The following is a 21,628-nucleotide window of genomic DNA, read 5'->3' as shown; positions in this document are numbered from 1 at the left end:
AGTTCCCGGTCAGTTTTGCTCCAATTTTCCAGCCGCCGCAGTCTCCGCCGCCTTCTGCGCCAGTTCCTTGATCTTGAGCACACGCAACAATTCAGACTTTTTGAGTCCTTCGCGCGCCTCTTTGATCACTTCGTGGGCCAGATTCTGGCTGGTGTGATGCCGCTTCGCGTCGATGGCGGCATCCAGCCGTTGCTGGGCTGCCCTGATAGCTTTGTCGATGCGATAAAGGGGAGCATGCGGGTTCGTGGTCAGCGGTGGGTCGTAGCTTTTCGTCATGGTGTTTCTTCGTGATCAGGACAGCACGATAGCCCGGTTGACCCCGCTCCGCTCGTGTATCGCCGTTACCCGCTTGAATTAAACCGGTCAGAGCCCGTTCCGCCAGCGCCCTAGTTCCGTCGCAAAACGGCGGCAAAAAGGGGACGGAGGCAATGAATTCAACTTGATTGCCTCCGTCCGCTTGTCGTCTGTCTAGTCACGCAAATCCACCTCGGCGACCTGCAGATACTTCGCCTGCGTTGCCGCCATGCTCTGGCTGCCCCTGCCGGTCCCGTTGGGCAGAGGATCCAACCTGCAATGCGGGCCTCCCGACGGCACGGCCCGCTTGCAATACACGTTGACGATGGCAACCGTCTCGTTATCGGCGTCGAGCAATTGGAACTGTCTCGCCACGCCTGGGCCCGAGGAGTCGTCGACAGCCACGGCGACGAGCGGCTGCGTGGCCATGCCCTGCTTGCGCAGGGATTCCGATCTCTCGGCCGTCCGTTCGGCCTGCACGAACTGCCGGCGTGTGTGACCGACCAGGGCGTGCAACGCGAAGCCGGCATCCAGGTTGGCCACGTAGGTTTCGTACTGGGGCACGGCGTTGACGGTGACATTGCGCATGTTGGTGGCCTGCGTCTGGTCCTGGGCCGCACTGACGCCGCCGACGCAGGCAAGACCGAGCACAAGGGTGGTGACGCTGATCAGATGTCTCATGGGAGCCTCCAGACGGACACCAATGTCCGTTGGATGATCGTGCGCCGCGCCCCCGGCGCTTGCTTGAGGGATTCCTGTGGAATATGCGTGGATTCCATGAGGATTTCCGGCAGATCCACCGGCTGGATGCGCAGGCCGGAAAACCCGGAAGCATCACCACATGGTGGCCACCAGTCGGCTCAAGCGATGGAGCTGGGCTGGCACCGCCGCCCCGCATTCCCTGGCCCGTACCCGTGGGTGCGACCAGCCTTGCCGGAAAACAGTCTGGTACGTTCCCGGCGCCATGGCTGGCACCGCATCCCTAGACGCTGCGCGTCGCGCCGGAAAGGTGTCACGACACCCAGGCCGGTTTTCGCCCGCACCGCTCGAGACCCGTCGGCAACACCGGGAAAAAATCGTGCCCAACCGACCAGGCGCAGACCATGCGGCAGGTGTTACGTCTGGCAGATGGCGCCGGTCAACGACAGGCACACACTTCGCCTGCAGGGTGAGTCATCGACAGGCACGATCATGCGTCCCCCCGAACTCGACAACAACTGGATCTATCAATGCGACGGCCTCGTCGTCGATCCATGCGCGCACCGACTGGAGCGTGACGGTCAAGCCCGGCAAGTGGAGCCCAAGACCTATACCGTGCTCGTGACGCTGCTGGAGCAGGCCGGCACTATGGTCGACAAGGACACGTTGCTCGATGCAGCGTGGGGCCACCGCAACGTCACCCCGGGCGTACTGAGCCACGCCATTTCGCAGCTGCGTCATGCCCTGGGCGACTCGGCACTCCATCCGCGTTACATCGCCACCGTGCATACCCTCGGTTATCGCTTCATGGCCGAGGTGCATCGGCGGCCGCATCCCGGTCACGTGGTGACCGAACCCGCGCCCGATGACACCTTCACAGGGGTCGAGGCCGCGCATGTCAGCCGCTTCAGGCCGCGGCTGGTAGCGCGATAACCACCGAAAGGGTGTCAGGGACAATTTCGATCCTCGTCGTCCAGAAAACACGGCAGACGATTGTTGCCCCGCTGCACCACGCGTCACGGAACACTGGCGAGTTCGAAGCGTGGAAGTCGGGCCATGTCCGACAGGGTTACGCAGCGCCCTTCCTTTGACGATCAGCGCGAGCCGCACCTCACCCTCATCCCCCGAAACCATTCCGCTGTCAGAAATTGTCCCTGACACCTTTTTGTTGCGCAGGTCTTGACCGGTCAGTCCGGTCTTTGTATATTACTTATAAGTTATGGAACTAGGCGGCTATGCAAACATCGGAACGTCTCAACCTCACCTTCGCCGCTCTGGCCGACCCCACCCGTCGCGCCATCCTGGCGCGGCTGGCCACGGGAGAGGCCACGGTGACGGAACTCGCCGAGCCGTTCGAGATGAGCCAGCCAGCCATCTCCAAACATCTGAAAGTGCTTGAGCGCGCCGGCCTCATCTCGATGGACGTCGATGCGCAACGGCGTCCACGCAAACTGGAACCGAAGCGATTGCAAGAGGCCGTGGATTGGATCGAACGTTACCGCGAGATCTTTGAACAGAGCTACCAGCGCCTCGATGCGTTGATCGAGCAACTCCAGGCCAAACCGTCCGGGCGCAAACGAGCAAAAAAATAGCGCGTACATGTCGGCGCGCTGTTCGCCCGTTCATCCTCATGGCGGCGCGCCATCACGACGAAACACCAAGGAGAAGACCATGCCCAAGCCCGCAGAAGTGACACTTCCCAGTGATCGCGAAGTCCGCGTCACGCGTACCTTCAACGCGCCCCGCCAATTGGTGTGGGATGCGCATACCCGCCCCGAACTCGTGCGGAAATGGCAGGGGTATGACGGCTGGGATATGCCGGTGTGCGACATGGATGTCCGCGTCGGCGGCAAATACAGATGGCAGTGGAGAAGCCGCGAAGACGGCAAGGGATTCGGCTTCCTCGGCACTTTCACCGAAGTCAACGACCCGTCGAAGCTGGTCCACGAACAATACTTCGACCCGGGCGATATGGACTTCGCCATGCCAACTGGCGATCCATGCATCGTGTCACTCGAACTCAGTGAGCAGAACGGCGTCACTACGCTCGTCTGCAATCTGACGTTCGCTTCGAAGCAAGCGCGTGAAGACGCGGTCTCCACCGGCATGACCGACGGCATGGAGCACAGCTACACCCGCCTCGACGACATGTTCAAAGCTGCACAGTGAAGGAGAAGACACACGACAAAGGAGACGGAGGCAATGATTTCAATTTAATTCCCTCCGTCCCCTTTTACGCTCATTCAAAGAGCCAATCTCCCATCAGAAATTGTCCCTGACACCTTTTTGCCCTCTCATGGCTAGGTTTCGCGGTATGGTGCACGGAGTGCCGTATTGACTCAGGGGGAGCAATGGCAAAGCGCAAGGAAGGCGGCATTGAGCTACTGGCATCGATGCCTTGGCCCATCGGTTTCGTGCTGGGCATTTTTGCCTATGTAGCGATTCGCTACGGCATAGGCTGGTACATGTCGACGGTGAACAATCCTGTCTGGCAGGCCATGGGAAGACAACTTTCAGCTGGGGCCTATGCCCCGTTTGCATGGATCGCGCTGATTCTGTGCTGGATGGCTGCGCTCGCTTCCATCATGGGCAGCCGTCGGCGTAGGGATCTTCTGGAAAAGCAAACCGGACTCGACAGCCTGCGCGCCATGAGCTGGCGCGAATTTGAAATGCTGGTAGGCGAAGCGTTTCGTCGCCAAGGCCACACGATCCAGGAAACCGGGCTCGGCGGCGCTGATGGTGGCATCGACCTGATTCTGCGCAAAGATGGCAAGACCATGCTCGTACAGTGCAAGCAATGGAAGACGCAGCGTGTCGACGTCAAGATTGTACGAGAAATGTTTGGTCTGCTAGCGCATCACGGCGCCGCTGCGGTGAAGATCGTCGCGGTAGGTAACTACACCGTGGACGCACAGCGCTTTGCACAAGGCAAACCGATTGAGCTGATCCATGGTGAGGCATTGCTTGCGATGGTGCGCGAAGTTCAGACGCCGACGCCAGCCAAAGTGGCGATGGCAACGACCAGACCCGTCGTTACCGCCGCACCTGACCCGGTATCTTCATCAAATCCAATCTGTCCTAAGTGCGGCGCCGATATGGTCCAGCGGTCGAATCGGCAAACCAAAGATCACTTTTGGGGTTGCTCGAAATATCCGGCATGCCGAGGTACGAGAGCAGCATGATTGCAATGACTAACCCTGCCTCCTTTGTTACCAAGAAATATTTGCCGTGGGTGAACTCGTGTTCAAATTAGTCGAACTCTATCAAGCATATAAAAAAGCCAAAGCAGACGCTTTCTACGAAAGCTCGCACTTCACCGCAAATGCTTTTGTTGAATACGAACGCGAACTCGCCGTCAATTTAAGAAAACTGAAAGCCGAACTCAATAAAAATGGCTCAAAATGGACCACAAATCCGTTGCGAATAGGGTCGCATTTGTATTGCCCAAAAAGCGTTGATCACGAAAACAGTAACGCTAACGAGCAGGAATCAAAATCACACTTTAGCACCTCCAATGCTGAAAAAGATTGGGTGCAAAAATATCAAGCAAACGGATTTACGCGCTTTAATGCGTCGTTTAGATTGGTCATCTCGCCAACCGTAGATATGCAAATAATATCTGCGCTTTGGATAATTCGAGTCGGACATCTATACGACGAAAAATTGAGCAGTTTCTGTTCGTATGGGAACAGACTGAGACGCATCGGTTTCGATCACGCACTAAACCTTGACGCAAACGGCCTCTTTACACCCTATTATTCGGCGTATAAGGCTTGGCGAGAAAAGGGTTTGACAATAATGCGCGAGGCGCTGCTCGAAGATAAAAAAATTATTGCAATAACGATGGACGCCAAGAGTTTTTACCATCAAATAAACCCCGAATTTCTGACCGACCCAGTTTTTCTTAAAAAGATAGGCTTAAATTTAAATAGTAATCAGTACGAATTTACAAAAAATCTGCAAAAAGCGATTCATACATGGCATCAGGCGTCCCTGCCAAATTCGTCGCCTACCGATTCGTCGCTGCCCGTAGGTCTTTCAGCTTCAAAAGTGATATCAAATGTCTTATTGAAAGAGTTTGACGACGAAATCGTAAAGCGGTTGAAGCCTTTGTATTATGGAAGATACGTAGACGACATTTTTCTTGTTATCGAATCACATACCGACTTTAGCTCGTCTGAGGAAGTTATGACATGGATTACGTCATGCATGCCAAATCTTCTTCGAATAACTGGAAAAGATATAGCCGTAAACTTGGATTACGCCCATAAGTCGAGCATCATCTTCAGTTCGAAGAAGCAGCGCATATTCAATCTCGACGGAGCCTCCGGACTAGATTTAATTAAAAATATCTCAGAGCATATTCGCGTCCAGTCGAGCGAGCATAGATTGCTTCCAGAGCTCCCGGAAAGCAGTACGGAGATGGTCGCGCAGTCTCTTCTCGCAACGCCGAACGCAAGTCTTGTAGCAGACGCTCTACGCAAGGCAGACGTCGTCTCAATTAAAAGACTGGGATTTTCTCTTTTGTTGAGGGACGTTGAATCCTATGCCAGAGATTTGAAGCCAATCGAATGGCGTTCACTCAGAAAAAAATTCTACGGCATAGTGCAGCGTCACGTAATTACACCTATAGGCTTCTTCGAATTCTTCAGCTACAGCCATCGAGTATTTGGGTTAATGGTAGCGTGTCGAGACTACTCTGATGCGGACATCTTCATTCAGAACTTCGTCAACGTGGTTAGAGTTTTAAAAGAGACTAGCACTGCTGGTTCTGAGAAGGCGACAGAGTTTGAGCTATGTCTGCAGTATTACGCGCAAGCTTTTTCCCAGGTGGCGATTCAAGCTTCCACCGTCGCTCGTTTTCCCTTCAACCAGAATTATCTCACTTGTCTAAAAGCAGTTGCATTGATAAGTGCAGTCCGAGCACCACGAACTATCGAACAAGCCAGAGGTATTTCGAAAAGATACTTGTTAGCAGACTGGGGCCGCCGATCTTATCGCGAGCATTGGCTAACGAGCACTCAAAAAGACGTCAACCCGCCGCTGGTGCCCAAACAGCTGGAGATTAGGAGGGCGCTGCGTTTAGGTGCGATTCGCAACTTCAGAAAAGCAGCGCAGCTACCGGAGCCGTGGTGGCCGGCTCTAGTCTTTCCTACCAGGCCATTGTCGATCGCAGAAATTACGCTAGTAGCACCAAGCCTTATCAAACGCTCGAGGCTACTAGAAGCCGCGATATTTGCGCTTCGCGGCGCCAGAATAGCGCGATTTAAATCGCCCAATCTGGAGGTTTTGCAGCCCCCAGATTCACCCGATCATGTCTTAATCCCGAAACGCCACAGCAAAGATCTAGTTGTTACTATTACTAGCTGGGAAACCACTGATGCGCAGTGGGAGGCGAGCGTGAATAACCGCCACGACCTATCCTATGAGAGATACAAAAAATTTAAATCTTTAATAAATAAAATTTTAGTAGATGAAGTCAGACCAACTTATATCGTCCTTCCAGAATGCAGCGTGCCTGCTCGATGGGCGCATAGTGCCGCTCAAAAGCTTGCCCAAAAGGGAATATCTTTTATTTGTGGTCTAGAATACGAACATTCTAAAGACAAAATCACTAAGAAACCCAAAATGGTTAGTGATGCTTTCTTATCGCTAACCACCAACTGGCCCGGGTATTCAGCATCTGTCTGGATAAAGCAACAGAAAATTCTCCCTGCGCACAATGAGGCGAAGCTAATTAAAGCTGCCGGCGGACCGCCGCTATCCGGCGCAAATGATCTAGATAGCGCGCGTGCAATATACGTCCATGGAGACTTCTTTTTTGGGGTTCTTCTGTGCAGTGATTTGACTTCCCTCGAAAATAGAATTCACTACCAAGGACATATAGACGCTTTGTTTGTTCTCGAGTGGAACCCAGATACTGAGACTTTTGGTTCGCTAGTTGAATCCACCGCTCTCGATCTACACTCTTATGTTATCCAGGTTAATAACCGAACTTACGGTGATAGCCGGATACGAGTACCCCGAAAAATTGACTACGAGCGGGACCTAATCCGAATCAAGGGTGGGACAAACGACTTTTTTGTTTCTGCAAAAATTGATTATCGCGCGCTAAGAAAATATCAGAGCGCGACCCGGCCGCCCGGCAAACCCTTTAAGCCGTGGCCAATAGGCTATAAAAAATCACCTATGCGAAAATAGAAAAGGGTTTACATGCACGCCCTACATATTCCGCCGATACTCCCCGCCCACGTCATATAGCGCATGCGAGATCTGCCCCAGCGAGTTGTACTTCACCGCCTCGATCAGCTGCTCGAACACATTGCGTCGATCACGCGCCGTCACCTGCAGCACCTTGAGACTGTCTGACGCCAGCGCATTGCGTGCCTCGCCGTAGCGCTTCACGTTGGCTATCTGCTGGCCCTTCTCTTCTTCGGTGGAACGGATCAGTTCGATCTCGGTGGCGATCTCGCCGCCGTGGTCTTTCGGCAGGAAGGTGTTGACGCCGATCAGTGGCAGCGAGCCGTCGTGTTTCTTGTGCTCGTAGTACATCGACTCTTCCTGGATCTTGCCGCGCTGGTACATGGTGTCCATCGCGCCGAGCACGCCACCACGCTCGCTGATCGCCTCGAACTCCTTGTACACGGCTTCTTCCACCAGGTCGGTGATCACGTCGACGACGTAGCTGCCCTGCCACGGATTCTCGTTGAAGTTGAGGCCCAGTTCCTTGTTGATGATCATCTGGATCGCCACGGCGCGGCGCACGCTTTCTTCGGTGGGCGTGGTGATGGCTTCGTCGTAGGCGTTGGTGTGCAAGCTGTTGCAGTTGTCGAACAGCGCGTACATCGCCTGCAGCGTGGTGCGGATGTCGTTGAACTGGATTTCCTGCGCGTGCAGCGAACGGCCGGAGGTCTGGATGTGGTACTTCATCATCTGGCTGCGTGCGCTGGCGCCGTAGCGCTCGCGCATGGCGCGCGCCCAGATGCGGCGGGCGACGCGACCGATGACGGTGTATTCCGGGTCCATGCCGTTGGAGAAGAAGAAGCTGAGGTTGGGCGCGAAGTCGTCCACGCTCATGCCGCGCGCGAGGTAGTACTCGACGATGGTGAAGCCGTTGCTCAGGGTGAAGGCGAGCTGGCTGATCGGGTTCGCGCCCGCTTCGGCGATGTGATATCCGGAGATCGACACCGAGTAGAAGTTGCGCACCTTGTTGTCGACAAAGTACTGCTGGATGTCGCCCATCATGCGCAGCGCGAATTCGGTGCTGAAGATGCAGGTGTTCTGCGCCTGGTCTTCCTTGAAGATGTCGGCCTGCACGGTGCCGCGCACCGCCTGCAGGGTTTCCGTCTTGATGCGCGCGTAGGTTTCCGCATCCACCAGCTCATCGCCGGAGACGCCGAGCAGGCCCAGGCCCAGGCCTTCGTTACCCTTGGGCAGTTCACCGTGGTATTGCGGGCGCTGCACATTCTTGTAGATCGCGGCGATCTTCTTTTCGGCGGCGGCCCAGCGGGCGTCGTCTGCGCGCAGGTACTTCTCGACGTTCTGGTCGATCGCGGTGTTCATGAACATCGCCAGGATCATCGGTGCGGGGCCGTTGATGGTCATGGAGACGGAGGTGCTGGGCGCGCTGAGGTCGAAGCCGGAGTACAGCTTCTTCATGTCGTCCAGGGTGGCGATGTTGACGCCGGAGTTGCCGATCTTGCCGAAGATGTCCGGACGCGGCGCGGGGTCTTCGCCGTACAGCGTGACCGAGTCGAACGCAGTGGACAGACGCGTGGCGGCGCCGCCCTGGCTGAGGTAGTGGAAGCGGCGGTTGGTGCGCTCGGGCGTGCCTTCGCCGGCGAACATGCGGGTGGGATCCTCACCGCTGCGGCGATACGGATACACGCCGCCGGTGTACGGGTAATGGCCCGGCAGGTTCTCGCGACCGAGGAAGCTGACCAGCTCGCCCCAGTCCTTCGACTTCGGCGGCGCCACTTTCGGAATCTTCTGGTGGCTGAGCGAGTCGCGGTAGTTCTCGACGCGGATGACCTTGTCGCGCACCTTGTATTCGTTGACGTCGGCGGTGACCGACTTGTACAGCGCCGGCCACTCGCGCAGCTGGTGGATGGCTTCGTGGCTGAGTTCTTTCAGCGCGGCGTTGTAGCGTTGGCGCAGGGTGATCAACGAGCGGTCGCCTTCGGCGTGCAGGTCGACGCTGTGATACAGGTCGAGTGCGCGCGGCAGCTTGTCGTCGCCCAGTTCCTTCAGCGCTTCGTAGTAGTGCTGCGCCTTGCTGGCGTAGACGGCCTGGTGCTCGATGCCGCTGTTGATGCTGCGACCCTGCTCGGCGATCTCGGCGAGGTAGCGCACGCGCGAGCCGGGAATCAGCACGGTGGCGCGCGGCGATTTCAGGGTGGTGTCGAGCTGCGGCGACCATTTCTCTTCCGGCAGCTTGAGCTTGTCGCGCATCAGGCGGCACAGGTTCGAGAACATCCAGGTCACGCCCGGATCGTTGAACTGGCTGGCGATGGTGGGATACACCGGCACGTCTTCGTCTTTCAGGGTGAAGGCGGTGCGGTTGCGCTTCCACTGCTTGCGCACGTCGCGCAGCGCGTCTTCGGCGCCGCGCTTGTCGAACTTGTTGAGCACCACGAGCTCGGCGTAGTCGATCATGTCGATCTTCTCGAGCTGGCTGGCGGCGCCGTATTCGCTGGTCATCACGTAGACCGGGAAGTCGACCAGGTCGACGATCTCCGAATCGCTCTGGCCGATGCCGGCGGTTTCGACGATGACGAGGTCGTACGGCTGGCTCTTCAGGAAATCGATGCAGTCGTGCAGCACGATGCTGGTGGCGGCGTGCTGGCGGCGGGTGGCCATTGAGCGCATGTAGACGCGATGGCTGCGCAGTGAGTTCATGCGGATGCGGTCGCCGAGCAGCGCGCCACCGGAACGGCGACGCGTGGGATCGACCGCGAGCACGGCAATGCGCATCTGCGGGAACGCGTGCAGGAAGCGCAGCAGCAGTTCGTCCACCACCGACGACTTGCCGGCGCCGCCGGTTCCGGTGAGGCCGAGCACAGGTGTGTGCTTGCCGGCGAGCTTCCACTGCTTGCGCTGGTGTTCGAGTTCCGCGTCGCTGAGCTTGCCTTCCTCGATCGCCGAGAGCATGTGGCCGATCGAGATTTCGTCGTCGATGTCGACCTTGGGTACGGCGCTGGTTTCGGATTCGGCGCGCTTGATCGCGGCCGAACCGGCGCGATGCATCACGTCCTCGATCATCTCGGTGAGACCGAGCTTCATACCGTCGTTCGGGTGGTAGATGCGCTCGACGCCGTAGGCCTGCAGCTCCTTGATCTCTTCCGGCGTGATGGTGCCGCCGCCGCCGCCGAACACGCGGATGTGGCCGGCGCCGCGCTCCTTCAGCATGTCGACCATGTACTTGAAGTACTCGACGTGGCCGCCCTGGTAGGACGACAGCGCGATCGCGTCGGCGTCTTCCTGCAGCGCGGCGCGCACCACGTCTTCCACCGAGCGGTTGTGGCCGAGGTGGATCACCTCCGCGCCCTGCGACTGGATGATGCGGCGCATGATGTTGATCGCCGCGTCGTGGCCATCGAACAGGCTGGCGGCGGTAACGAAACGCAGCGGCGTGGCTTCAGCCTGCGTGGCGCCGGCGGGAACGTGCTTGGCGGGGGAACTCATGGCAACTCCGGCATCGTGTGCTTGAACTTGTCGATTCTAATGGGGATCGGTGCCAAGGGTTTGCTGCTGCGCGTACCGGAGCGTATGGACGCGATGATCTCGACGGAATTCGGACACACCCGGACTGGCTTACGCAAGCCACAGTTTGCTTGCATACTCGACGCCGACGATGCGGCATCCATCGGATGCCCGCCTAGGGGAAGTCACGAAAAGGCAGAGCGAGCCACCATGACCGGGATGGCGTTGTCGAGCGCGGCGCAAACGGGAGCATGGCTGCCGAAAGCGGCTCGGGCACCGGCCCCATCGGGTCCCACTGGCCCGCATGCCGCGCAGGACTGATTGAGTTCACGCAACCTCACAAGGGGAAAGCACGCATGAAGAAAGCAATGCTCGGCGCACTTCTCGCCATGGCGACGATGACCGCCCAGGCCAGCTCCATCGAGGATATCGAGTCCTCTGCCGTCGTCAGTGGAACCATCGTGCTCGCGAAGGACGGCACGGTGCAGACTGCGGTCATCGACGACGCGGCCAAGTACGGGCAGCCCATCGCGGACCTGGTGCGCAACGCTGCATTGCAGTGGCGATTCCACCCCGTGCTGCGCCATGACGAACCCGTGGTCGCCAAGAGCAGCATGCATGTCCGGGTCGTGCTCAAGAAGACATCCGACGGCAACTACAGTGCGCGCATCAAGGGCGCCACGTTCGGCGACAGCAGCACGGATTCCACCGATACGCTGCACACTACCGAGGAAAACAAGAGAATCCCGCCGCGATATCCCGAGGCAGCAGTACGCGGCCGCGTGCAGGGAACGGTGTACCTAGCGTTGCGCGTGGATCGCAGCGGTCACGTGGTCGATGCCACCGCCGAACAGGTCAACCTCGGCAACACCGGCCCTGATCGCATAATCAAGCAATATCGCGCGATCCTGGCCGAGTCGGCCCTCAAGGCGGCGCGCCAGTGGAGCTACGCGATCCCAACGACGGGACCGCTGGCAAAGCAGGACAGCTGGACCGCGCATGTTCCTGTCAACTACACATTGAATGTAGTCAATGCGCCCCAACCCAATCGCACCTGGGTGAGCTACATCCCCGGGCCGTATACACCGGCGCCCTGGGTCGACAAGCCCGACATGAACGCAGCCGACGCTCTCGTCGACGATAGCGTGCAGACCGACGGCGCAGGCCCTACCCTGCTCTCCCCGCTCAACCACAGCTGACACGCTGCAGCGCCCGTCCGTTGGGTCAGGACGGGCGCTGCCGCCCCGCCATGGCGTGCAGATTGTTGTGCGCCAACCGAGGCTTTAAGCCACGCCGTATGGCAGGTTGAGCGAACCCACCACGCGCTGGCCCACCGACCCGCCGCGCACGAAGGCGAGCGCGGCATCGATCACCTCGGGTGCATCCAGCACGCGGCGGTGGCCAAGTCCTTCAGTGGTGAACAGCCGTGCACCAGGCCAGAACTGGGCGTAACGCTCACCCTCGCTCCACGGCACATCCTCGTCGTCGAGGTCGTGCACGATCAGGCCAGGCACACCCAGCGCGGGCAGATGACGATGCACCTGCAACTGCTCCACGCTGACGCCGGTGCGGCGCAGCAGCCACAGGTAGAACGCTTCGCGCAGGTTTTCGCCCAGATGCACGAAACGAAAGAAGCGACCCGCGGCGGCGGCCATGTCGATGGCGGGCGCCACCAGGATCAGTTTGCGGGCGTGCCAGGCCTGGTCCTGCGCCAGAGTGATGGCAGCGCCACCGAGCGAGTGGCCAATCGCCAGCGCGGCCTCGCCGTAGTACTGGCCGATCGCGTGCACGGTCTCGGTGAATTCCGGCAAGGTGCACAGCTTGCCGCTGCTGTAGCCGTGCCCCGGCTGGTCGAACGTGACCACGGCGAAACCCTCTGCGCGAAGCCGGGCCACCCACGGCAGGAAACGCAGGCCGAAGCTCGACCAGCCATGCGCCAGCAACGCGTAGGGTTGCAGCACCGGATCGCCCCAGACATAGGTAGCGATGGTTTCGCCGTTGATCTGAAGCTGGCTGCGCTGCATCTCGTCATCGCCCTGCACGGCCTGCGCACGAGTGCGGCTGCTGGCGAACGGGGTGGCGAACAGCTGCGCGGCGCGATTCACCGTGCGCTGCGGCGCCAGCCGGCTGCCAAAAGCAAAACCGGCACGCACGGTACCCAGCTTGAAGCGGGCGGCGAAACCGGGACGATGGATCGCGGTGGTGGATTTGGAGGACATGGTTGTCTTCCTCAGCTTTGCCAGCTGCGCCAGAGACGCTCGAAGGCCTGCGCGGCGCGTTGGCCGGCCTCGTCGAACCCGAACAACCCGGCGTCGTGGTGCAGGCCGAGCATCAGTGCGTAGATCTCGAACGCGAGCTGGGCGGTATCCGTATCGGCACGCAGCTGCCCTTCCGTCACGGCCTGCGCGATGGCCGTCTGCAACCCGCCGCGCCAATCGACCTGCTGTGAAACCACCTTATCGTGCAGCGCACCATTTCGTCCATCGTATTCGCTGGCCGCGGAAAGCAGCACACAGCCGCTTTGATGCTCGCGCACCCATTCGGACCAGCTGGCGACGATGGCTCGCAGGCGTGGCAGACCACGCGGTTGCTTCAACGCAGGCAGCAGCACCGTGGTCATGAAGCGCTGTCCGCCCGCATCAAGTACGGCCAGCTGCAGCTCTTCACGCGAACCGAAATGGGCGAACACACCACTCTTGGACATCCCCACAGCTGCCGCCAGCGTGCCGATCGACAGGCCTTCCAGCCCGTCGTGGCGGGCCAGCGCATAGGCGTGGTCGAGGATGGTCTCGCGCGTGTTGGCGCGTTTGCCGGGAGCGGTAGTGGTCGTCATTAACTAAAAATAGCACGACCGTTCGTTTTATTTCAACAGCCCAACCCGAACCTGAACAAGGCGGCCGGACAAGGTCAACAAATTTTCACGCGTCTCGTTTTTCCATACTGCATGCCGCGTGTTGCGGCGCTGACGGAGAACACCATGAAAAACACGCTGCCGCTCAAGCTGGCACTGCTCGCCGGACTCGGCCTGACCTGTGCCGGCCTGACCTACGCGCCGCCGGCCGCGGCCCAGGTTTCGGTCGGCGTCGGCATCAACGTCGGGCCGCCGGCACCGCGCTTCGAGCGTGTGCCGCCGCCCCGCGCAGGTTACGTGTGGGCACCGGGTTACTGGCGCTGGGATGGCCGACGCCATGTGTGGGCCGGTGGCTATTGGGTCCGTGCCCGTCCGGGTTACCACTATCGCCCGGCCTATTGGGTGCACGGTCATCGCGGCTGGCGCTTCCACCAGGGCTACTGGGGCCGCTGAACGCGCAACAACCTGCGAAGGGCGGACAGCTGCCATGCAGGCGTCCGCCCCGTGACACTACGTCACGCATCACCGCGGCACATCCTCAACCCTGATCAGGAAGACTGCTGACCATGTCCATTCGCCTTGTTGCCCTAGCCTCCCTTGCTGCCGTGACCGCTCTGGCGGCTGGCTGTGTGGTGGAGCCGGCCCCGCGCCCGCGTCCGCCGGTGGTTTACGAACAGCGGCCTGTCGTGCAGCGCGAGTACGTCGAAGAAGTGGTGGCACCACAACCGCCGCCGCCGATGTTCGTGGAAAACGTCGTGGAGCGACCCGGCTTTGTCTGGGCCCGTGGCTACTGGCGCTGGGATGGCCGCCACTACGTGGCTGAACGCGGCCATTGGGAGCCGATCCGACCCGGCCACCACTATGCGCACCCGCACTGGGAACAGCGCAGCGACGGCTGGCACTGGCGCGCCGGTGTCTGGGTGACCGGCTGATCCCGAGTCGATTCGACCTGGCCTGATGGCAAGAAACGCCCCGCTTGCGGGGCGTTTCTTCATCCGGACTGGCATTCCATACGCCTGCGGTTTGTTGCGCCGCGTCACCATCTGCCGGGGCGAAGTATTAAACTTCGCGCTTTGATTCTCGCCCCGGCCTCGGTCGGGGCGATGAGTTTCCGGCGTTTTGACAGCCCTCTGGCGGGGTCCCGACAACACTCTCCGCCGCCCATTTGTAGATGCCCTCCGGCACCATAAATCATGGAGTCACCGTTCCAATGATCTTTGAAACCATCGCCAACACGGGTCACGAAGAAGTCGTCTTCTGCCACAACAAGGACGCCGGCCTGAAGGCCATCATCGCGATTCACAACACGGTGCTGGGCCCTGCGCTCGGCGGTCTGCGCATGTGGCCGTACAAGACCGAGCAGGAGGCGGTGAACGACGTGCTGCGCCTGTCGCGCGGCATGACCTTCAAGAACGCCGTGGCCGGTCTGAACCTGGGCGGCGGCAAGGCCGTGATCATCGGCGATCCGAGCAAGGACAAGTCCGAAGCGCTGTTCCGCGCGTTCGGCCGCTTCGTCAACTCGTTGAACGGCCGCTACATCACCGCCGAGGACGTCGGCATCGACGTCAACGACATGGAATACGTGTTCCGTGAAACCGAGTACGTCACCGGCGTGCACCAGGTGCACGGTGGTTCGGGCGACCCGTCGCCGTTTACCGCCTACGGCACCCTGCAGGGCCTGATGGCCGCGCTGCAGTTCAAGAACGGCAACGAAGACGTGGGCAAGTACAGCTACGCCGTGCAGGGTTGCGGTCACGTCGGCGGCGAGTACATCAAGCTGTTGCGCGAACAGGGCGCCAAGGTGTTCGTCACCGACATCAACAAGGAAGCCGTGCAGCGCTGCGTCGACGAGCTGGGCTGCGAAGCGGTCGGCCTGGACGAGATCTACGATGTCGACGCCGACGTGTACTCGCCGTGCGCGTTGGGCGGCACCGTCAACGAGCAGACCATCGACCGCATCAAGGCGAAGATCATCTGCGGGCCGGCCAACAACCAGCTGGCCACTGACGAGATCGGCGACGAGCTGCAGCGCCGCGGCGTGCTGTATGCGCCGGATTACGCGGTCAACGCCGGCGGCGTGATGAACGTGTCGCTGGAAATCGACGGCTACAACCGCGAGCGCGCGATGCGCATGATGCGCACGATCTATTACAACCTCGGCCGCATCTTCGAGATCAGCAAAAACGAAAGCATCCCGACCTACAAGGCTGCCGACCGTCTGGCCGAAGAGCGCATCAACGCGATCGGCAAGATCAAGCTGGCGCACATGGGCAACAACGGCACCCGTTTCCAGGGCCGTATGCGCGGTCAGTAAGCGACACGCCCCGTTACAGAAGAAGCCGCCGGTTGATTGGCGGCTTTTTTGTTGCGCTTCTGATTGGCGTGACTGTTTTCTCCTTTACCCCTCCCCCTGCAAGCAGGGGGAGGCTGGGAGGGGGTGCTTTTGCTCTGCAGCTTAAAGACCCAGTCAATCGCAAGAGCCCCCTCCCCAACCCTCCCCTGCGACCGAAGGAAGTCCCTTGGGGCACGCAGGGGAGGGAGCCAAACGGCATAGTCAGCGCATCACGCGCTAAAATGATCATCTGCATACCCAAGGAGTTCGTGATGCGTCCGTTTCCGCTCGGAGAAGACATCGACCTGTTGCGCGAGTCCGTGCACGCGTTTGCGGAAAAGGAAATCGCCCCGCGCGCCGACCGCATCGATCGCGACAACCTGTTCCCGGCCGACCTGTGGCGCAAGTTCGGCGAGATGGGCCTGCTCGGCGTCACCGTGGCCGAGGAGTACGGCGGCAGCGGCATGGGTTTCCTGGCGCACATGGTGGCGATGGAGGAAATCTCGCGCGCATCCGGCTCGGTCGGACTGTCCTACGGCGCGCACTCCAACCTGTGCGTCAACAACATCTATCACAACGGCAACGAAGCGCAGCGGAAAAAATATCTGCCGAAGCTGTGCAGCGGCGAACACGTCGGCGCGCTGGCGATGAGCGAACCCGGCGCCGGCTCCGACGTGGTTGGCTCGATGAGCTGCAAGGCCGAACTGCGCGGTGACGTGTGGGTCGCCAACGGCACCAAGATGTGGATCACCAACGGCCCCGACGCCGACGTGCTGCTGGTCTACATGCGCACCGCGCCGCGTACCGCCGGCAGCCGCTGCATGACGGCCTTCATCGTCGAGAAGGGCATGAAGGGTTTCAGCACGGCGCAGAAGCTGGACAAGCTCGGCATGCGCGGCTCCAACACCTGCGAGCTGGTGTTCGAGGATTGCGAGATCCCGGCCGAGAACATCGTCGGCGAAGTCAACGAAGGCGTGCGCGTGCTGATGAACGGGCTGGACACCGAACGGCTGGTGCTGTCCGGCGGCCCGATCGGCCTGATGCAGGCGGCGCTGGATCTCGCGCTGCCTTATGTGCGCGAGCGCAAGCAGTTCAATGCACCGATCGGCACGTTCGGCGTGATGCAGGCGAAGATCGCCGACATGTACACCGCGCTGCAGAGTTCGCGCGGCTTCGCCTATATGGTGGCGCAGCAGTTCGACAACGGCGTGAAGTCGCGCATCGATCCGGCCGCCTGTCTGCTCAATGCTTCGGTCAACGCGGTGCAGGTGGCGCTGGAAGCGATCCAGACGCTTGGCGGCAACGGTTACATCAACGAGTTCCCGGCCGGCCGCCTGCTGCGCGATGCGAAGTTGTACGAGATCGGCGCCGGCACCAACGAGATCCGGCGCATGCTGATCGGGCGCGAGCTGTTTCACGGCAAGGCGTGACGGCACGCTCTCCTTCGAGACACATGCGCAATGACCCCGGCGTTTGACCAAAGCCCGAGTCATCGCGCATGGGCATGCCCTGTGAAAATATTTCCCGGGATATCGTCAGGCGCTCAATGAGGCCGCACTGCGGATCGCCGCTCCTTCTGTGCGATGCAGGTCGAACACCAGCACCTCGTTGTCGCCGGCATGCAGCCACGGCGCGGGGCAATACAGGCGCTGCTGCGGGCCGATGTTCCAGTAGCGACCGAGCAGGTGGCCGTTGACCCACAGGTAGCCCTTGGCCCAGTCCGCCATGTCGAGATAGCAATCACCAGACTGCGCAAGTGACAGCACGCCCTTGAAGAACACACCCGGGCGTGCGGGCTTGCCGTTCAACGGTTTCAATGCGGCCAGCCATGCATCGTCCAGCGGCAGGCTCACGGCTTCCCAATCCTGCAGCGGCTTGCCATCGAGCTGCACCTCGCCAACGAGGCCCTTGCGGTCCGCCATGGCGCGGCCGTAGTTCACGTGGCCGAAGCTGTCGACCAGCACTTCCAGCGACGCCTCGCCGCCCGCCGGCAGTGGCAGCTTGTTGCCCGCGCGCAACTTGGGGTGCTGCATGCGCGAGACATAATCCACGTAGCGGCCGCCATGGAACACCGTGGCGTAGTCACGCACGCCGTCCAGCACCAGCTCGCCGCCGCCCTTCAACGCACGGCGGTACAGCACCATGCCGTGATCCTGGGCGAACAGCAGTTCGTTGGCCTGCGGGCGTTGCACCTGCTTCGCCGCGGGCAGGTTGTCCCACAGCGAGGCATGCGGTTGCGGCGTGATGGTCGGGAAGCTCGCCATCGGCGGCACGGGCGGCAACTCGGGCAGCGGCTGCGCGAGGTGCGCGGCGATCAGTTTGCGGAAGGCGTGATAGTCCGCCGTGGGAGCGCCGTGTTCGTTGATGGGTGAACCGTAGTCGTAGCTGGTGATGACAGGCTGGAATTGCGTCTGGTCGTCTTCCACGTTGGCGCCCGCGCTGAAGCCGAAGTTGGTACCGCCGTGCACCACGTACATGTTGAATGAGCGGCCTTCGGCCATCAGCTTGGCCAGCGTGCCGGCGAAATCGCCGCGCGAAAATTCCTGCTTGCCCCAGTGGGTGATCCAGCCGGGATAACCCTCGCCCATCCACACCGGCAGTTCGCCCGCAATGGCCTGCGCGCCCGCGAAATCGGTGTCGCCATCGATGCCTAGCGCCGCGCCAGGTAGATAAGTCCTGGCCTCGCGCACCTGACCGAGGCCATCGGCGATCGAGAACGGCCCGTGGATGCCGTTCTGCTGCCACAACGCCTGAACGGCCTTGAGATACGCAAGGTCATGGCCGAACGAGGCGTACTCGTTCTCCACTTGGACCATCAGGATCGGGCCGCCGTTTTCCGCCAGTAGCGGCTTCACCACGGGCGCGATTTTGCCGATGTAGCGGCTCACCGCCACCATGTAGTCGGCGTCGTCCTTGTCGCGCAGGCGGATGTGCGGGTGGTGCAACAGGTACGGGGGCAGGCCGCCGAGATCCCACTCGCCGCAGACGTAGGGGCCGGGGCGCAGATACACCCACATGCCCTCTTCCTGGCACAGCCGGATGAACTTCGCGAAGTCGCGGTTGCCGGTGCTCAGGTCGAACACGCCGGGCTCGGACTCCATCGAATTCCACATCAGGTAGATCGCAATGGTGTTGAGCCCCATCGCCTTGGCCATCCGAATGCGCTGACGCCAGTACTCGACCGGGATACGGATCGGATGCATCTCGCCGCTGCGGATCTGGAACGGCAGCCCATTCAGCAGGAACTGCCGCTTGCCCAACTCGAACCGGTGCGGACGTCCATCCGGCAGGGCCACGTGATCGAGGCGGCGCGCCAGCACATTCGCCGCGATGGCCGGACCCATGTATGCCAGGCTGGGAGCCAGCAGCGACAGTTTCAGGAACTCTCTGCGTTGCATCACGACCTCTTCTCGGGAATGTTGAATGCCATGCGAGAAATGTTGACCTACGCTGCGATCACTTCGGTTTTCACTTCAGTGAAAATCGGTCGATCAGCTTGCCTGCCAGACCCGATGCCGGGGAAACCGGCATCGGATTTTTCGACCCATGCTGCTGGTCGGCCTCATCAGTGCGATGTCGTCGGGGTCAGCTCCAGAGTCAGCACCTCAAACGGCGCGAGCTGGATTGTGCTTGCATGATCCGCATCCAGCTGACCCGGTACGTTGCTAACGCCGGTTTTCCAGACATTTTTCACCTGAAAACTGCGCACCGCCCCTTGCGGCAGCTCCAGTTGCCGCTGCAGATCGATCACCGCCAGCTGCGGTTTCGCATCCGGATTGCGCAGCGTGATGATCGACTTCTTCGGCAACCACGCGCCCCAGCCGTAGACATCGAGTCGGCCCGGATCGCCACCGATCCAGTGCGTGTCGCGCAGCACATCGGCATTCGCGCGCGACCATTTCGCGGCCTCCGCCAGCGTGTCCCAGTCTTCCTTGGCCAACAAGGACGGTGTGATGTACATCTCCTGCAGCTCGGTGCCGGTGGCGAAGTAGGAATGCACTTCGTTGGCGAAGTCGTGGCCCGGATCGGTGTTCAAGCGCGGGTTCTTCTGCGCGTAGATGATGCCGTGGAGCATCAGCGAGTTGATCGGGAACAGCGGTCCCTTCAACACGATGTTCTGGTAGGTCTGCTGGTCGCGGTAGGTGATCCACTGCTCGCGCATCGTGCCCACGCCGGTGTACCAGTCGTCCTCGCCGTCGCGCCAGATGGTGTCGGCGTAACGAAGCCAGAACGGCGAGGCCCAGGTGCCGGTGGTCAGGTTGATGAAGGTGTTCGGCTTGTCCTTGCGGATATCGTTGATCAACTGGATCGCCGCGGCGAAGTCGCTGTCGAAGCGGCTGCCCGGAAACACACTGCTGACGTTGCCGGTGCCGTCGAACTTGAACTGATTGACACCGTTCTTGTCCAGCAGACTCAGCACCACATCGTGGAAGCGCTGGTAATACTTCGGACCGGACAGCTCGAAGCCGCCCTCGTTGATCTCGTAACCGGCGGCCTTGCCGTTCTGCAGGCGCTCCTGCTGCGGTTTGCTGTAGCCGCCCCACGGCGACAACCACACGCCCGGGGCTGCGTCGTACTTCGCGGCCGCCTCACGCAGCGGCACAAAGCCGTGCGGAAAATCCTTGCTGAAATTCCAGCTGCCCCTGCGGTCGTCCCAGCCGTCGTCGAACAGGAACGAGTCGAGCTTCACGCCGCGCTTGACGCTGAGTTCCTCGCCGAACGTGTTGATGCGATCCAGCGCCTCCGCCTCGGTGTACGGGGTGAAGAAGCCGATGTCGTACCAGGAGTTGTAGTGCAGGAACGTGCGGTACGGATGCGCGCGTTCGCGCTCGACGTAACCGTTGAAGTCGCGGCGCAGCTGGCCGTCGCGCACCACGCCGACCACCGCCGAGTAGTCCACCGTCTTGCCCTTCTCCAGCGGCAACGTGCGCGACAACGTGAGCTTTGCTTCATGGTGATATGCCGTGCTGTCGGATAGCGGGTTCTCGAAGCCGAGGTAGACATCGCCAGCCACCACGGGCGAACCGTTGGCCGTGCCCACCACCTCGGCATCGCCCACCTGCGATTGCAGCAGCGATACCTTGGCGATCTTCTCGTCCTGCTTCAGCGCACTGATGCTCACCTCCTCGCGCAGATAGGGCGAGCCGTCGCGCTGCACGAGTTTCCAGTCCACGCGAAAGCGACCGTCCGCATCACCGAAGCTGGCCTCGACCGCCTTGCCGGGAAGCCGGGCGGAAAACTGCGAGGCCTGCGCGTCTACCGGCAACGCCACCACGCGCGGCGACGACAGCAGGCTCATGTCGGACGCCTTGAGCGTGCTGCCATCAGCCAGCACCAGCGTGAACGGTGCGGGCACGGAAAACGTACGGCCGTGCACGCGGTCGGCCACTGTCATATCGACGAGATGCTGCCCGTCGAGCTTCCAGCGCGCCTCGATCGCGGCGTTGCCGAAGCTCTCCGCGCCTTGCTGGTCGACGAACGCCGCCGTGCCGGGATCGAGCACCCGCTTGTCGGTGGCGACGCTGTTCTCGGCATGCGCCGTGCTGAAACCCACCAGCGCAGCAAGCAGGCAGGAAGCCAGCAGATTCACGCACGGCGAGCGAAAGGATTGGAGACGCGATGCTGGCATGACTACCTCTTGTGATGATTTGACTGGATCGACGGAAGCGCCCCGTCGGCGTGACTCAATGGCGCCGCCCGGCATGGCCGGGCGGCGGCGGTTACCGCAAGGCGGCATGGATCGCCGCCGT

At 60.7% G+C, this 21,628-nt stretch carries 17 protein-coding genes; 10 read left to right on the top strand and 7 right to left on the bottom strand.

Annotated features, from left to right (window positions below):
- Positions 1–9 precede the first annotated feature (9 nt).
- Entirely contained in the window at positions 10–276 is a 267-nt protein-coding gene (locus IE071_RS03425) for a hypothetical protein (protein WP_189439755.1), read from the bottom strand.
- A 192-nt stretch (positions 277–468) separates the two neighbouring features.
- The gene (locus IE071_RS03420) at positions 469–975 is read right to left on the bottom strand and encodes a hypothetical protein (protein ID WP_189439754.1); all 507 of its coding nucleotides are present in this window, start codon (positions 973–975) and stop codon (positions 469–471) included.
- A gap of 510 nt (positions 976–1,485) precedes the next feature.
- Here IE071_RS03420 and IE071_RS03415 point away from each other — a divergent pair.
- The 5 genes from IE071_RS03415 (at position 1,486) to IE071_RS03395 (ending at position 7,194) form a co-directional block, all read left to right on the top strand.
- The gene (locus tag IE071_RS03415; protein WP_189439753.1) at positions 1,486–1,926 is read left to right on the top strand and encodes a winged helix-turn-helix domain-containing protein; all 441 of its coding nucleotides are present in this window, start codon (positions 1,486–1,488) and stop codon (positions 1,924–1,926) included.
- Between the two features lie 302 nt (positions 1,927–2,228).
- A complete protein-coding gene (locus tag IE071_RS03410) occupies positions 2,229–2,585 on the top strand; it encodes an ArsR/SmtB family transcription factor (RefSeq protein WP_077445046.1) in 357 nt (118 codons plus the stop codon).
- Between the two features lie 79 nt (positions 2,586–2,664).
- A complete protein-coding gene (locus tag IE071_RS03405) occupies positions 2,665–3,162 on the top strand; it encodes an SRPBCC family protein (RefSeq protein ID WP_189439752.1) in 498 nt (165 codons plus the stop codon).
- 182 nt (positions 3,163–3,344) lie between these two features.
- Positions 3,345–4,175, top strand: coding sequence for a restriction endonuclease (locus tag IE071_RS03400; protein ID WP_189439751.1), 831 nt, complete (start codon positions 3,345–3,347; stop codon positions 4,173–4,175).
- A 46-nt stretch (positions 4,176–4,221) separates the two neighbouring features.
- A complete protein-coding gene (locus tag IE071_RS03395; RefSeq protein ID WP_189439750.1) occupies positions 4,222–7,194 on the top strand; it encodes an RNA-directed DNA polymerase in 2,973 nt (990 codons plus the stop codon).
- Positions 7,195–7,215: 21 nt separating this feature from the next.
- Here the strand turns inward: IE071_RS03395 and IE071_RS03390 are convergent, their stop codons facing one another.
- A complete protein-coding gene (locus IE071_RS03390; RefSeq protein WP_189439749.1) occupies positions 7,216–10,677 on the bottom strand; it encodes a methylmalonyl-CoA mutase family protein in 3,462 nt (1,153 codons plus the stop codon).
- A gap of 374 nt (positions 10,678–11,051) precedes the next feature.
- On the opposite strand from IE071_RS03390, the gene IE071_RS03385 reads away from it, so the two are divergent.
- Positions 11,052–11,894 (top strand): energy transducer TonB, encoded by an 843-nt coding sequence (locus IE071_RS03385; RefSeq protein ID WP_189439748.1) that lies wholly within the window; start codon positions 11,052–11,054, stop codon positions 11,892–11,894.
- Positions 11,895–11,978: 84 nt separating this feature from the next.
- On the opposite strand, the gene IE071_RS03380 is transcribed toward IE071_RS03385, so the two are convergent.
- Together IE071_RS03380 and IE071_RS03375 are read right to left on the bottom strand one after the other, a co-directional pair.
- Positions 11,979–12,914, bottom strand: coding sequence for an alpha/beta fold hydrolase (locus tag IE071_RS03380; protein ID WP_189439747.1), 936 nt, complete (start codon positions 12,912–12,914; stop codon positions 11,979–11,981).
- An 11-nt stretch (positions 12,915–12,925) separates the two neighbouring features.
- A complete protein-coding gene (locus IE071_RS03375; protein ID WP_189439746.1) occupies positions 12,926–13,528 on the bottom strand; it encodes a TetR/AcrR family transcriptional regulator in 603 nt (200 codons plus the stop codon).
- 144 nt (positions 13,529–13,672) lie between these two features.
- Here IE071_RS03375 and IE071_RS03370 point away from each other — a divergent pair, with 144 nt between their 5' ends.
- The 4 genes from IE071_RS03370 (at position 13,673) to IE071_RS03355 (ending at position 17,308) form a co-directional block, all read left to right on the top strand.
- A complete protein-coding gene (locus IE071_RS03370; protein ID WP_189439745.1) occupies positions 13,673–13,999 on the top strand; it encodes a YXWGXW repeat-containing protein in 327 nt (108 codons plus the stop codon).
- Between the two features lie 113 nt (positions 14,000–14,112).
- Positions 14,113–14,478, top strand: coding sequence for a YXWGXW repeat-containing protein (locus IE071_RS03365; protein WP_189439744.1), 366 nt, complete (start codon positions 14,113–14,115; stop codon positions 14,476–14,478).
- A 278-nt stretch (positions 14,479–14,756) separates the two neighbouring features.
- Entirely contained in the window at positions 14,757–15,860 is a 1,104-nt protein-coding gene (locus IE071_RS03360) for a Glu/Leu/Phe/Val dehydrogenase (protein ID WP_189439743.1), read from the top strand.
- A 290-nt stretch (positions 15,861–16,150) separates the two neighbouring features.
- Entirely contained in the window at positions 16,151–17,308 is a 1,158-nt protein-coding gene (locus IE071_RS03355) for an isovaleryl-CoA dehydrogenase (protein ID WP_189439742.1), read from the top strand.
- Between the two features lie 105 nt (positions 17,309–17,413).
- Here the strand turns inward: IE071_RS03355 and IE071_RS03350 are convergent, their stop codons facing one another.
- Together IE071_RS03350 and IE071_RS03345 are read right to left on the bottom strand one after the other, a co-directional pair.
- Positions 17,414–19,276, bottom strand: a complete 1,863-nt coding sequence (locus IE071_RS03350; RefSeq protein WP_189440872.1) for a beta-galactosidase — start codon at positions 19,274–19,276, stop codon at positions 17,414–17,416.
- A 167-nt stretch (positions 19,277–19,443) separates the two neighbouring features.
- Positions 19,444–21,507 (bottom strand): alpha-galactosidase, encoded by a 2,064-nt coding sequence (locus IE071_RS03345; RefSeq protein ID WP_189439741.1) that lies wholly within the window; start codon positions 21,505–21,507, stop codon positions 19,444–19,446.
- Positions 21,508–21,628: the final 121 nt, after the last annotated feature.

The sequence above is a fragment of the Rhodanobacter panaciterrae genome (genome assembly GCF_014651895.1).
Classification (GTDB): Bacteria; Pseudomonadota; Gammaproteobacteria; order Xanthomonadales; family Rhodanobacteraceae; genus Rhodanobacter; species Rhodanobacter panaciterrae.
The sequence above is the reverse complement of the archived record's forward strand: the minus strand, read 5'-3'. Positions and strand labels throughout refer to the sequence as shown.